The following is a 13,506-nucleotide window of genomic DNA, read 5'->3' as shown; positions in this document are numbered from 1 at the left end:
GACGGCGGCACCGGCGCTTCACACCCGCGTCGATTCCGTCGGCTCCCATAGACTGGAGCCATGACGCAGCACAACCCCAGCACTCCTGGCTCCGACGATTTTGATCCCTCCGCCAGCTCACTGGCTGGCCACGTGGACGATTCGGTGATGGCTGAACTGCTGTCCATCCGCTCCAGCATCGACAACATTGATGCCACCCTGGTGTACCTCCTGGCCGAGCGATTCAAGGCCACGCAAAAAGTGGGCTTCCTGAAGGCAACACACCGCCTTCCGGCCGGCGACCCAGGACGTGAAGCAGCCCAGATCGCGAGGCTGCGACGCCTCGCCGAGGACGCCCACCTTGACCCGGCATTCGCAGAGAAGTTCCTCAACTTCATCATCGGCGAGGTGATCCGCCATCACGAGGCCATCGCCGAGGACCACCAGGCCTCGTCGGGCCAGCAGCCGCAGACTTCCGCACTGGCGTGAGCCGGGAACAGCACCAAAGGGGCCCAGCCCCGCGTCCGGCCGCGGCTCCCTTCCAGGAGGTCACAGCCAGGGAAGTGACGGCCACCGGACTGGGACCGTGGCCGGGCGAGGACCCGCTGGAAGCCGCCCGGATCATCCGCGGCGAGCTCGGCAGCCCGCACCTGCCATTCCTCGCCGAACTGCCCGACCGCGGTGTCGGCTCAGACGCCCTGGGCCGTACGGCCTCGTTCCTGGAAGAGCTGGCGGTGGACGTCCAGCCCTACGGATGGCGGCTTGTTGACCGCCCCGGCAAGGACATGCAGCGTGCCGTGTCGGCGCTGTCCACCGACCTGAATGTCCTCGCCGACGTCGCCGGGGGCGAGGACGTGTCGGCGGGTGAACTCAAGGTGCAGCTGGTGGGGCCGCTCAGCCTTGCCGCCGGCCTGCACTTGCATAACGGGGAGCGCGCCCTCCTGGACTACGGAGCCCGCCGGGACGTGGCCGCGTCCCTTGCCGCGGGCGTCGGCGGTTACCTTCGCCGGGTTGCTGCGGCCGTACCGGGTGCACGCCTGGTGGTGCAGGTGGACGAGCCCGCCATCGCCGCCGTGCTGGCCGGAACCATACCCACGGCGAGCGGTTACCGCACCCTCCGCGCAGTGCCGGCATCGGAAGCGCGCGAATCCTGGCGCCTGGTCCTGGACGCCCTCCGCTCGGCCGGTGCCGCTGAGGTTGTTGTCTCATGTCCTGAAATCGAAGCGCCGATCGAGCTGGTCCTGGCGGCCGGTGCGGACGGCGTCGCCCTGCCGCTCAAGGCACTGACCAACCGCCAGTGGGAACAGCTTGCCGCAGCACTGGAGTCAGGGAAACAGTTCTGGGCCGGTGCGCTGGACGTCCCCGCCGGCGCCCCGCTGCCCAGGGTCGCCGACTGCGTGGAGTCAGTATGGCGTCCGTGGCGCCAGCTGGGTCTTCCGCCGTCGCTGCTTGGCGCCATCCGGGTGACGCCTTCAGCAGGACTGGCAGGCCACACACCTGCGCAGGCCACCGCCGTCCTGGGCCGGCTGATCCAGGTGGCCGACGGCCTGAACCAGCAGGCACTGGGATAGGGCTACACCCTGTTCTCCCAGCGGTCCGGCTGGGCGTAGCGGGGCAGGAAGCTTTGGGCGGAACTGCCGCCAGTGTAGGGCCGCAGCCGGTAATCGAAGGCGCCCGCGTACACCAGCACCAGGCCGATCTGCGGCTGGATGACCTTCACCTGGATGCGGTGCCGCCCGTTGCTTCCTTCCGCGGGATCCCACCACTGTTCGGCGTACGCCTTGGCGTCCAGGCCTGCCGGAAGCGGGACCCGGAGCGGGCCCAGGAAGAGCCGCGACGCCTCTGAGACACCGCGCAGCCTTCCGGCAGCGGTGACGCTCAGGTTCAGGTCGGTCACCAGGCGCCGGTACCTGCCCACGTAGTCCACCAGCTGGGTGGTGCCACCCCGGTTGGTGACGCTCGTGGTGTCCTGGAAAAGCCGGGTGCGCGCCGGGAACCGGATCTCGCGCCGGGCGGTAAGGCTGGAACGGCCGAACGGATCCTGGTGGGCGTGGTTCTCGATCCGGAACGGAACGTTCTCCCCGTACTCGGGGAAGAAGGCCTCTTCGCCCCCGGTGACCCGCAGCAAAGGGCGCAGCCACCGCTGGCGGCACCCCACGACGTCGAACGTTCCTTCCCCTACGCCGTACTGGCCGGATCCCGGGACCAGCGAGAAGTACTCCTGGAGCTCGGGCTGCAGCCGGGAGAATTCCCGGCCCAGGGCCTGCTGGTAGATCGGGACGTTCATGAAGTGGACCTCCTGTTGCCGGGGGAGACGATAGCCTCCGGATTCACAATCTACCGGCAGCCTTGAGCCGGATGTACATGTCCGCCAGCCGGGGCGGCAACTCGTGGGGCTCGGCGTCCACCACTTCCACCCCGTAGCGGCGCAGCTCGGCTGAGACCGCCGCCCGCTGCAGGAGGGCGCGCTCGGCCGCGGCCGCGCGGAACACCGCCGTGGCATCGTTCCGTTCCCGGAGCATGGCGCCCAGCTGCGGGTCGCGGACAGCCGCCACCACCACGACATGCTGGCTCGCCAGCCGCTCCGCCACGGGAAGCAGGCCCTCCTCCGGCGCCCCGCTGTCCAGCGACGTCAACAGCACCACCAGCGACCGGTGCGCCGAAACAGCACGGACCTGGGCCGGGACCGCAGGCCAATCCATCTCAATCAGCTCGGCCTCAAGCGGAGCCATGGCCTGGACCAGCCGGCCCAGGATATTGCCCTGCCCGGCAGAGCCCGCCCGCGCCCGGACCCTGCGGTCGAAGGCTACCAAGTCCACCCGGTCGCCACCCCGTTCGGCCAGGACACCCAGAAGGAGCGCAGCCTCTATCCCGGTGTCCAGGCGCGATTCGTCCACGATCCTTGCTGCGGCGGTACGGGACGTATCCAGGACCATCACCACGCGCCGGTCCCGTTCCGGGCGCCAGGTCCGGACCACCACGGAGGAGCGCCGGGCAGTGGCGCGCCAGTCGATGGAGCGTACGTCGTCACCGCGGACATAGTCCCGCAGGGAATCGAACTCGGTGCCCGCGCCCCGGACCTGGACTGCCGCCTTCCCATCAAGTTCACGCAGCTTCCGCAGCTTTGACGGCAGGTGGCGTCGGGAATGGAAGGGCGGCAGCACCCGCACCGAGCCCGGACAGTCAATGGTCCGCTGGCGGGCTGCCAGGTGCAGCGGACCAAAAGACCGAAGCGTCACATGCGGCGCTGAGAGGTCACCCCGCCGGACCGGCCGGAGCCGAACCGCGAACCGCCTGCCTTCCCCGGCCGGGACATCAATATCCTGGACGGGGTTCCGGGCACCGGCGGAAGGTTGCCACCCGTCCCGGAACGATCCCCGAAGCCGCCTGCTGCCGCCGTTACGGATGGTGAGCGCCGCCTCCACCGTATTGTTCAGGGTTACGTTCTCCGGTTCGGCACGCACCAGATTGACCTGCCGGAGTGGCGCCGCCACCAGCAGGTCGGCCCCCAGCAGTCCCACAAGCACCGCGATCGTGGCCAGGACCGTCAGCCATTCCGGGAACAGCAGTACCGGTACAAGTCCCACCAGCGCCACTGCCACGAAGCGCCCGGAGATGGCCATCAGCGCGGAACGGGGACGGCGGCCAGGATGCTGCCCAGGACGTCGTCCACCCGGACCCCGTCCATCTGCGCTTCGGGCTGCAGCGCCACCCGGTGCCGCAAACAGGGCAAAGCCAGCGCCTTGACGTCGTCCGGGGTCACGAAAGGACGGCCGGAGAGCCACGCCCACGACCTCGACGTGTTCAGCAGGGCGGTGGCGCCACGCGGTGAGACGCCAAGCTGGAACGAAGGCGCTGACCGGGTGGCGCGCACCAGGTCAACGATGTAGCCGATAATTTCCGGTTCCACCGCCACCCGGCCCACTGCCTCCCGAGCCCGTTCAAGGTCCTCCGCGCCGGCCACCGCCCGGACGCCGGCCGCAGCCAGGTCCCGCGGATCGAACCCGGCGGCGTGGCGGCGGATGACTTCTATCTCATCCCTGCGTTCAGGCAGCGGCATGGTGAGCTTCAGCAGGAACCGGTCCAGCTGTGCCTCAGGCAGGGAATAGGTCCCCTCGTACTCCACGGGGTTCTGGGTGGCCGCCACCAGGAATGGCGAGGGCAGCCGCCGGGAGACGCCGTCCACAGACACCTGCCGCTCTTCCATGGCTTCGAGGAGTGAAGCCTGGGTCTTTGGAGGAGTCCGGTTGATCTCGTCCGCCAGCAGGAGGTTGGTGAAGACCGGTCCTTCCCGGAAGCTGAACTCGGAGGTGTGCGAGTCGTAGACCAGGGAACCGGTGACGTCACCCGGCATGAGGTCGGGGGTGAACTGCACCCGCTTGGTGTCCAGGCTCAGCGCGGAGGACAACGCCCGGACCAGCAGGGTCTTTGCAACCCCGGGGACGCCCTCCAGCAGCACATGCCCCTGGGAAAGCAGTGCAATCAGGAGGCCGGTGACGGTGGCATCCTGCCCCACCACCGCCTTGGCCACCTCCCGGCGGACCGCAAGCAGCGCCTGCCGAGCGCCGTCGTCGTCAACCGTATTAAGGACCCGCTGGCCACTGCTCTGTTCGCTCATCGGATCTTGACCTCTTTCTCGAGTTTGTCCAAGGCCTGCGACCAGGCAACCAGCCGGGCCTCGGTTGCGGGGCGTTCGTTGATCAGCGTGCGGACTTCAGTGGCGTCCCGGTTCAGGATCCGGGCTGCTGCCGAAATCGTGTCCTCGGCGGTGGCGCCTGGTCCCATCCGCAGCTTCCCGGACAACCGGACCAGCAGGCCGGCCCGGAGGTTGTCCCGTGCCTGGTCGATGGCGCGCGCGTCCTGGTAGAGCCGGGCACGTCCCTCGGCCGTCTCAACAGCCTTGACCACCACCGGCAACGGCTCGAATACGAGCGGCCCGTGCCGCCGGCCCCGCCACACGACGGCCGTCACCGCCACCAGGAGCAGCCAGGGGCCCAGGAAGCGGGCCCAGGCCGGAGCAATGTCATCGAGGGTTTTCCCGGATCCGTTGGATGCTGCGTCCTCAATCGAGGGCAAGTACCAGACCAGGTCAGGCGACGCGCCGAGCAACCTGGTGGCAAGCGCGGCGTTTCCCAGTTCGTCCAGCCTCCCGTTGCCCAGGACGGCCGTGCTGCCCAGCACGGCCAGGCGGCCATCGCCGCTGATGGCAAGCATTCCGGCGGTTCCTGCTGTCCGGAAACAGGACGTGCTGCCGTCGTACACAAATCCTCCCTGTCCCGTGATCTGTCCCGCAGCTTCCGCGTCAGGGTGGGAACACCCGGCATCAAGGATCGGGAAGGCATCGGGAACAACGCCGGCCTGGTGGATGCCGCTGTCAAGGGCGGTGAGCGTCTCCAGCCGTGGGGAGAGCACCACCACCCGGTCTGCCTCCGCTCTCAGGTCGGCCAGCTGCTGCGCACCCAGGATGCCGTTCCTGTCGTAGAGCAGGAGGGTGGGGGAGGAGCCGGAGCGCAGGTCCGCCAGCGCTGCATCGAACCGGCCCGGTGTGTGAACGGAAACCCCGTGCCGGCCCAGGATCTGCGCCAGCGCCCTGGCCCCTTCCGGCGCGGCATTGTGGACCGAGAGGGGAACGGCGTCACCCTTCGGAGCGAGTTGCGTGCCCACGACAAGTGCCAGCCCCGCAGCCACCACCATTGCCGCCGCGGTCAGGCCGCGGTGCCGCCGCAGCCAACCCCGAATCCTCCGGTTGTCAGCCACGGATCCGGTGGCCGGTTGCTTGCCACCGTCCGGTTCCCTGCCCGCGTCCCGGGGTTTCTCGCCGATGGCGGGAAGGCCGGTCACGGCGTCACCGCCGCAGTGCCGGCGGTGGCGGGCTTCATGGCGTCCAAGGCGGTATCAAGCTCCACCATCTGCCGGTAGTCCCCGCTGTCGGCCGCCCTGTTTCCGTAGCGGACCCCGTCGAAAGTGGCCGCTGCCCGGGCAAGGCGCCCGGACTGGCTGTTGAACGGAACGGACAAGGCCCGGGCCGCTTCGTCGGCAGTGCGGCCGGGCTGCGGGTCCAGGATGGCCCGGTCCTCCGCACTCCGGACCACCGCGCGGAAGCGGTCGACGACGGCGTCCCCCCACTTTCCGGCGGCGGCCGCCGCTTCCGCACGGGCCCGGTAGTCGGTGGCACCAAGGGTGGGTTCCCGTTCGAAGACGTCCCTGGCCTGCCGGGACCGGGCGTGCAGGCGGGGGCGGGCCAGGATGACGGCAGCCGCGATGATGGCGGCAATAACGAGGGCGATGACGGGGCTTGGCACCGGGGCAGCGTCTCCCTGGGAGCCGTCCAGGGACTGCAGCCAGTCCAGGAAGTTCCGCCACAGGGTGCCGAGCCATGAGGGGGCGGCATCACGGTACTCCCGTTTGGCCAATTCCTCCTCCGCCCAGCGCCGTGCCTCCCCGGCACCCGGACGCACGGGTGGCTCAGCCGCCATAAGGCCAGGCTCCAGGCGGGGCTCCATATCCGGGATACGGGCGGTTGTTGCCGGGGTGCGCGCCCCGGCCCGGGATGCCGTCAGGATCAGCGCCGTTCTCCAATTGGTGCAGCAGCGCAATGTCCAGGCCGTCCCGGCGCATCCGCAGGTCCATGTAGAGCAACGCCATGACTGACGTCTGGAAGGCGTAACCGACCGCGCCCACCAGGGCACCGACCACCGCGGTGAAGATGCCGACGGCCACGGCGAGCGTTGCTTCCTGCCCGCTGCCGCCGTGCGGCGAGACCACCCCGGAGAGGACCGTTGGCAGGATGCTGGCCGGGATCAGGACCACCTGGGTGATGACGGCCACCAGGATCCCCACCACCAGGGTGATGCCAAAGATCCGCCACCAGTTGCCCCTGGTCAGTTTCCAGGACCGGCGAAGGCCGGCAAACGCCCCGAGTTCTTCGATAACGACGGCGGCGGGCGCCACCATGAGCTTGACCGCCACCCAGAGGAACCCGGCGCCGAAGGCCAGCATCAGGGGGATGACCAGCAGGGCTCCCGCGCCACGCACGTTGGAGAACAGGAGCACGACGACGGCGACGAAAACGATCGCCGTGGCCAGCACGGCTGCAACCAGCAGCGCCGCCAACCTGATCAGTGACCCAAACCTTGGACGCGCCAACGACAGCATGCGCCGGAAGCCGGTGGGCTGGTTAAGGACGGACCGGGCCACCGGGACCACCATGCCACCTTGGAGGACAACGGTGATGAAGACGGACAGGATGGACAGCAGGACGAAGGTGGCCATCAGCCCGAATCCCAGGGAAGCGATATCGGTGTTGCTCGCCGTCCGGGCCCAGGCTTCGATGGACCCTGACGACGTCGCGAAAACTCCCGTTAGCACCGCCGCGAGGATGGCTGACAGGGACTGCGCCAGGAGGCCGGCGCCGAGCATCGCCTTGGCGTTGCGCCTGATGGCCTGGAAGGAACCGTCCAGGACCTCCCCGAACAACAACGGCCGCAACGGAATGATCCCGGGTTTGGGCGGGGCTGCATACCTGGGCTGCGCTGAGGGCCAGGCGCCGTAGGAACCGCCGGAATACGGCGACCGGATATCTGGGGGTCCGCCGTAAGGCTGGCCGCTGTATCCCGGGGTCCCGTAGGACTGGCCGCCGGATGGGAAAGCTCCGGGGGACGGGGCGCCAGGGTACGGGGCTTCAGGGTACGGGGCATTTCGGGGCGGGTGCTGTCCGGGCTGCTGTTGCCACTGCGGTTGCTGCCGCGGCTCGGTTCCCGGCCAGGGGCCTGCTTGCCGGCCCTCGGGCGGCGTCCAGGGCTGGTCCCACTGCTGTTCCCGGGCGGGCGGCACCGGCCCGGGCCCGCCTGCGGAAGCCGGCCCGACGTCGTCGTGTCCAACGCCTGGCTGCTCCTGCGCCGGCTCCCCGGGCCCCGACTCCTGTGGTGACACTGATTCCTCCCCCAATACCAGTCCGCCTGCTCCTGCGCCGGAAATGCACCCGGCAAAAGGGCGCACCGGCCACGCGGGGCATGACCCCAAGACTATAGTTCCGGCGCCGGACGGCCTAGTGCCCCGCCATGCCGGAAGCCGCTCAACAGGACAAACCCATCCCGATAAGGGAATATATAGCTATGAAGGCACGCATTCTGGTGGTAGATGATGACGAAGCGCTGGCCGAGATGATTGGAATTGTCCTCCGTAATGACGGCTTCGAGCCGGTCTTTTGCGCCGACGGCGCCCAGGCCCTGGACGTGTTCCGGTCATCGCGGCCGGACCTGGTCCTGCTCGATCTCATGCTTCCCGGTATGGATGGCATCGAGGTCTGCCGCCAGATCCGCGGCGAGTCGGACGTCCCCATCGTCATGCTGACCGCCAAGTCCGATACCTCAGACGTCGTCCGCGGGCTGGAATCCGGGGCTGACGACTACGTGCCTAAGCCGTTCAAGCCTGCCGAGCTGGTGGCACGCGTGCGTGCCCGCCTTCGCCCGGGGGACCAGAAAGCGCCCGAAACGCTGCGCATCGCGGACATCACCATCGACGTCGCCGGGCACACGGTCAGCCGGGGCAATGAGCGGATCTCCCTGACGCCGCTGGAGTTCGACCTCCTGGTGGCGCTGGCCCGCAAGCCTTGGCAGGTCTTTACCCGGGAACTGCTGCTGGAGCAGGTCTGGGGCTACCGCCACGCCGCTGACACCCGGCTTGTCAACGTCCATGTCCAGCGCCTGCGGTCCAAGATCGAGCAGGACCCGGAAGCTCCGGAAGTCGTATTGACGGTGCGTGGTGTCGGCTATAAAGCAGGGGTCTGACCCCGCCGCGCAGGACGGGGAACCGGATCAGCGCCCAACACCGGACTCCGCGGATGCCGTGAAACAGGACGGCGCCGTCCAGGACGTGCCGGAAGCCGGCGACGCCGCCACTCCCGGGCTGCGGCACATGGCGTTCCGGGCAAGGATCTGGCAGCGGCGTGCCCTGATTGTGGCGCTCCGCGTCGCCCGGCTCGTCCGGACGGGAGTCCGGCGCTTCCTTCCCGGTCTGCGGTACCTTGGGCGGGCCTTGCAGCGGCGCTGGCGCCGGTCCATTCAATTCCGCACCGTTCTCACCACCCTGATGCTCGCCGTGACCTCGTTCGCCGTGGTCGGTGCCTATCTGTCCAACCAGATTGCCAACAACCTGTTCCAGGAGCGGCTGACGCAGGCGGAGTCCGAGACCCGCTACAACGTCAAGCAGGTCCAGGAAACGTTCGACGGCGCCCAGGTCACCGACCAGTCCAGCGTCATCACCCTGGTCTACGACACCCTGAACGCGGTGGAGGGCCGGGGCTCAGTGATCCAGCGCCGGTACGTCTTCGAGGCGATGCCGGAGCAGACCAAGCCCCGCAACCGGTGGGTTGAGTCGCGGGCATCCGACCAACTGACGGTCAGCGTCATTCCCCCTGAGCTGCGCAAGGCCGTCCAGCAGTCGGGGAAGGACCAGTACTGGGCTTCCACCGTCATCCCCGTGGGCACCGAGGACCGGCCGGGGATCGCGGTCGGCAACAAGGTGACCTTCAACGGCACTGTCTACGAGCTTTACCTGATCTACGACCTGAACACAGCGCAGCAGACGCTTAACGAGATCCAAAGCGTCCTGTGGGCCGGCGGTGCGGTGCTGGTCCTCCTGATTGGCGCTGTCGCCTGGTACGTCACCCGCAACGTGGTGAGCCCGGTCAGCCATGCCGCGATGGTCTCGGAGAAGCTCGCCGCCGGGCAGCTGCAGGAGCGCATGGTGGTCAAGGGGGAGGACGAGGTGGCCCGCCTCGGCGCTTCCTTTAACCACATGGCCGCCAGCCTGCAGGAGCAGATCACCCAGCTGGCGACGCTCTCCCAGATGCAGCAGCGCTTCGTGTCCGATGTGTCGCACGAGCTCCGGACGCCGCTCACAACCGTGCGCATGGCGGCAGAGGTCCTGTACGACGCCCGCGATGACTTCGACCCCATCAACAAGCGGTCCGCAGAGCTCCTGTACAACCAGGTGGAGCGGTTCCAGTCCCTCCTCTCCGACCTCCTCGAAATCAGCCGCTTCGACGCCGGCGTGGCCGTGCTGGATGCTGAACCCGAGGACCTTCTCCAAGTGATCTCCCACGTCATTGAAGGCGCCGCGCCGGTGGCGGCTGAATACGGTTCGGAGATTGTCCTGACCGCTCCCGAGGGCGCCGTGGTGGTGGAGATGGACGCCCGGCGCATCGACAGGATCCTGCGGAACCTGATCCTGAACGCGGTGGAGCACGGTGAGGGCAAGCCGGTGGCCGTCACGGTCGCGGTCAATGAAACTGCCGTGGGCGTTGCTGTCCGCGACCACGGGATCGGGATGGACCAGGCACAGGCCGCCAGGGTTTTCGACAGGTTCTGGCGAGCCGACCCTGCCCGCGCACGCACCACGGGCGGCAGCGGGCTGGGATTGTCCATCGCCATGGAGGATACGAAGCTGCACCACGGCTGGCTGCAGGCCTGGGGCAGGAAAGGCGACGGCGCCAACTTCCGTTTGACCCTTCCCTTGCGCCAGGACGGTGGCATCAGCGAGTCGCCCGTCCAGCTGGAGCCAAAGGACGTCACCAATCCCGGAGCGCCGGGGAGCGTTCCCGCGGAACAGGACTACAAAAACATGCTGGTGCTGCAGGCGGGAGCGGCCCGGCCTGCTCCGGTGCGCGCGCCCGAGGAGACACCATGAGGGCCACCGTGCGCCTGGCGAAGTACCCGGCGGCACTGCTTGCCCTGCTGATCGTCCTCTTGTCCGGCTGCGCACGGATCCCCACGTCCGGTCCGGTGGGAAAAAGCAGCGAAAGCAGCGCCGGCAACGTCAGCGCTCCCGTGTTCCTCCCGGCAGCGCCGCAGCCCGGCGCATCACCCGAGACCATCATCGACTACTTCTACCGGGCAGGCAGTGGCTACGAGGACGACTATGCGGTGGCCCGCCAGTACCTGACGCAGGCCTCGGCTGTGTCCTGGAAACCGGACAAACGCGCGCTGGTATACCGGGAGGCGCGCGTTGTGCCCACGGGCACGGAAAACGTCTTCAACTACGAGCTCGATGTGTCCTACACGGTGGACGCCGACGGCATAGCCACCCAGTCGCCGCCGGGAACCGTGGAGCGCATCCCGGTGACGGTGACCCAGGTGGATGGAGAGTGGCGGATTTCGGCGATTCCCGACGGGACCGCCATTGCCGAGGAAACGTTCAAGGTGATCTACGGTGCCTACCCCATCTACTTTTACGACCCCACCTTCACCTATGCCATCCCGGACGTCCGCTGGTTCCTGAAGAACAAGACGGTCAAAGCAATGACCAGTGCCCTGCTGGCCGGGCCCGCCCCGTACCTGCGCGGCGCCGTCGCCAGTGCCTTCCCTTCCGGGATCAAGCTCGCCCGGGAATCCGTGCCGGTGGTGTCCGGGGCCGCACAGGTGGACCTGACAGCCAAGGAGCTGACGGAAACATCGGCGGAGGACCGGCTCCGCATGCAGATGCAGCTGACCCTGACGTTCCGCAGCCAGCCTGACGTGGTCAATGTTGAACTCCGTGCCAACCAGGACCTGGTCCGGGTGGAGGACAACGGGTCCGTTCTTCCTCCGGTGCTGGACAGGACCGTGCCCTCACGCCAGATCGCCATCAGCGGCAACGAACTGGTGCGCTATGAAAACAACCGCGTCTCGCCGTTGCCTGACATGCAGCCGGTGTCTGCGCTCAACCCCCGCTATCCGGCGGAATCCCCGGTGTCACAGACGGCTGCCTTCCTCAATGAAGGCCGCACCACGCTGTACAGCATCAATCCCGGCCAGCCTGCGCGCGCCTTGACTACCCGGAGCACCCTCACCCGCCCGTCCTTCAGTGTCTCCGACTGGGTATGGACGGCCGGACCCGGTGCCACCGGAGCCACGGAAGTAGTGGCTTTCCATCCCACCGGAGTGGCAGAGGGCGCCGCCGTTCCGTCCGTGACGCTGGCACCCTCCTGGCTTGCCGGCCGCACGGTCAAGGAATTCCGCGTCTCACGCGACGGTGTGCGCGCCCTGGTCATATCCGAACAGAACGGGAAGTCCAAGGTGCAGGTGACAGGCATGATCCGCGCCGCCGACGGTACGCCGCGCGAACTGACCGCGCCCGTCACCCTGGTATCCGGCACCGACCCTGATCAAGGGGTGTGGGTGAATGGCATTACCGTTGCCGTGATGAAGGGGGCTTCGGGTTCCAACGTCACACCGGAGCTGCTGTCCCTCACCTCCGGCCAGCCGCAGCAGCTTGCCCCGTGGCCGGGCCTGGTAGCCATCAGTGCCGGGAATGGCGCCGACGACATTTATGTCCAGTCCGGGGAAGGGATCTTCCAGCGCCTCGGCAATGGCTGGTCCCCGCAGATCAAGGGCCCTATCGACCCCGCGTTTCCCGGCTGACACCCCTGTTGGCGGCATCGCCAGGTTCTGCCTCCGCCGTCCCGATGGGGCCTGCCTTATGCACATAGCCCGGGCTGGCCCTCCAACTGTGACTGGGCTTCAGGCGACAGTGGAACCATGAAACGGCTCATCCGCAGGAACGGCGCGGCCGGTTCCGGCCACCGGGGGACCCGGAGGGTGGATCCGGACCTTCAACCGCCCCCGCCATGGGCGGCGCTGCACCGGGGTGAACACGCGGCCGCCCTCCTTCGCCTTGCCGACTGGCTGGCCGGCGCCGTGGCGGATCTGCTCGCCCTGGCCGTCCCTGTGGACTGTGTCTGCTGCGGGGCCGAAGACAGCACCCTGTGCCCATCCTGTGCCAGCCGCATCCGCCAGCTGACCAGGCAGCCATTCCGGGCCGAAAGCGGAGCTCCGGCCCTTATGGATGTCGCCGGCTCCGTCGTGCTTCCCGTCGTGGCAGCGGGGGTGTACCGGGACGAGCTGGCGCAGGGACTGCTGTCGTTCAAACGGCACGGCCAGCCTCAGCTTGGCAGAAGCCTTGGCCGGGCGCTCGCAGGTGCAGTCAGGGCCGCCGTCCCTGGCCCCAGCCGATGCCTCCTGGTCCCCGTGCCCACCAGCACGCCGGCCTACGTCAGCCGGGGCTTCAGCCCGGTCCACCTGATCCTGAAGTCGGCGGCACGGCAGCATCCAGGGCTCGACGTCGCGGATGTGCTGGGCAAGACTCCAAGGCCTGGCCCCGTCCTCCCCGGCACCCGCGGATCCGGCAGCGGAAGAGGTGTGGCCGGCCAAAAAGGCCTGGGGAGGGGAGCCCGTTCCCAGCGCGTCCGGGGGTCCATGCGGGTCAAGCCCGGGGCCCGGGCAAAGGTGGCAGGGCGCCCCTGCATCATCGTTGATGACGTCCTCACAACCGGTGCCACGGTGGGCGAAGCAGCCCGCGCACTGCACCTGGCCGGCGCTGTGGTGAGGGGCGCCGTCGTGCTTGCCGCGACACGCCCGCCCGATACCCAGCAGCCGGGCTGCCGGGCCGCCGCGCCGCGTGAAAGCCCGCATGACTTAGAAAAAAATAAACCGGGAAAGGATGAATAACGGGTGGCTATGAACTAACGTCTGAGGTGGGTACCAAGAA

At 68.3% G+C, this 13,506-nt stretch carries 12 protein-coding genes; 6 read left to right on the top strand and 6 right to left on the bottom strand.

All coding sequences use genetic code 11. From position 1 onward, the window contains the following. Positions 1-60 precede the first annotated feature (60 nt). Positions 61-468 (top strand): chorismate mutase, encoded by a 408-nt coding sequence (locus FB478_RS06275; RefSeq protein ID WP_056388109.1) that lies wholly within the window; start codon positions 61-63, stop codon positions 466-468. A 74-nt stretch (positions 469-542) separates the two neighbouring features. Continuing rightward, positions 543-1,550, top strand: a complete 1,008-nt coding sequence (locus FB478_RS06270) for a hypothetical protein (protein WP_018768522.1) — start codon at positions 543-545, stop codon at positions 1,548-1,550. 2 nt (positions 1,551-1,552) lie between these two features. Here FB478_RS06270 and FB478_RS06265 read toward each other — a convergent pair whose 3' ends face one another. From FB478_RS06265 to FB478_RS06240, 6 genes are read right to left on the bottom strand one after another with little or no spacing between them, the layout of a single operon-like run. Then, positions 1,553-2,266: a DUF4166 domain-containing protein gene (locus tag FB478_RS06265; RefSeq protein ID WP_056388107.1), complete on the bottom strand. Its 714-nt coding sequence runs from the start codon at positions 2,264-2,266 to the stop codon at positions 1,553-1,555. Positions 2,267-2,309: 43 nt separating this feature from the next. Further along, the gene (locus tag FB478_RS06260) at positions 2,310-3,602 is read right to left on the bottom strand and encodes a DUF58 domain-containing protein (RefSeq protein WP_144599964.1); all 1,293 of its coding nucleotides are present in this window, start codon (positions 3,600-3,602) and stop codon (positions 2,310-2,312) included. Beyond that, positions 3,602-4,597 (bottom strand): MoxR family ATPase, encoded by a 996-nt coding sequence (locus FB478_RS06255; RefSeq protein ID WP_144599963.1) that lies wholly within the window; start codon positions 4,595-4,597, stop codon positions 3,602-3,604. The genes FB478_RS06260 and FB478_RS06255 overlap by 1 nt, the downstream gene beginning before the upstream one ends. Continuing rightward, positions 4,594-5,820 carry a DUF4350 domain-containing protein gene (locus tag FB478_RS06250; protein ID WP_144599962.1) on the bottom strand — a complete coding sequence of 409 codons (1,227 nt, stop codon included), beginning with the start codon at positions 5,818-5,820 and terminating at the stop codon, positions 4,594-4,596. The genes FB478_RS06255 and FB478_RS06250 overlap by 4 nt, the downstream gene beginning before the upstream one ends. Next, entirely contained in the window at positions 5,817-6,455 is a 639-nt protein-coding gene (locus tag FB478_RS06245; protein WP_018768517.1) for a DUF4129 domain-containing protein, read from the bottom strand. Before FB478_RS06245 ends, FB478_RS06250 begins: the two co-directional genes overlap by 4 nt. Next, a complete protein-coding gene (locus FB478_RS06240; RefSeq protein ID WP_144599961.1) occupies positions 6,445-7,467 on the bottom strand; it encodes a glycerophosphoryl diester phosphodiesterase membrane domain-containing protein in 1,023 nt (340 codons plus the stop codon). The genes FB478_RS06245 and FB478_RS06240 overlap by 11 nt, the downstream gene beginning before the upstream one ends. 626 nt (positions 7,468-8,093) lie before the next feature. Between FB478_RS06240 and mtrA the strand changes: the two genes are divergently transcribed. The 4 genes from mtrA to FB478_RS06220 all read left to right on the top strand — a co-directional run bounded on the left by mtrA (position 8,094) and on the right by FB478_RS06220 (position 13,466). Continuing rightward, complete coding sequence (gene mtrA / locus FB478_RS06235; protein ID WP_018768515.1) at positions 8,094-8,768, top strand: MtrAB system response regulator MtrA; 675 nt, start codon at positions 8,094-8,096, stop codon at positions 8,766-8,768. A 127-nt stretch (positions 8,769-8,895) separates the two neighbouring features. Then, positions 8,896-10,668 carry an MtrAB system histidine kinase MtrB gene (mtrB, locus tag FB478_RS06230; RefSeq protein ID WP_235509711.1) on the top strand — a complete coding sequence of 591 codons (1,773 nt, stop codon included), beginning with the start codon at positions 8,896-8,898 and terminating at the stop codon, positions 10,666-10,668. Continuing rightward, positions 10,665-12,380, top strand: coding sequence for an LpqB family beta-propeller domain-containing protein (locus tag FB478_RS06225; protein WP_056388097.1), 1,716 nt, complete (start codon positions 10,665-10,667; stop codon positions 12,378-12,380). The genes mtrB and FB478_RS06225 overlap by 4 nt, the downstream gene beginning before the upstream one ends. Before the next feature lie 117 nt (positions 12,381-12,497). Further along, the gene (locus FB478_RS06220) at positions 12,498-13,466 is read left to right on the top strand and encodes a ComF family protein (RefSeq protein WP_144599960.1); all 969 of its coding nucleotides are present in this window, start codon (positions 12,498-12,500) and stop codon (positions 13,464-13,466) included. Positions 13,467-13,506 lie beyond the last annotated feature (40 nt).

Origin of the sequence: Arthrobacter sp. AG367 (genome assembly GCF_007828995.1) — a bacterium.
Taxonomy (GTDB): domain Bacteria; phylum Actinomycetota; class Actinomycetes; order Actinomycetales; family Micrococcaceae; genus Arthrobacter.
This window is presented reverse-complemented; position numbering and strand designations above follow the sequence as displayed.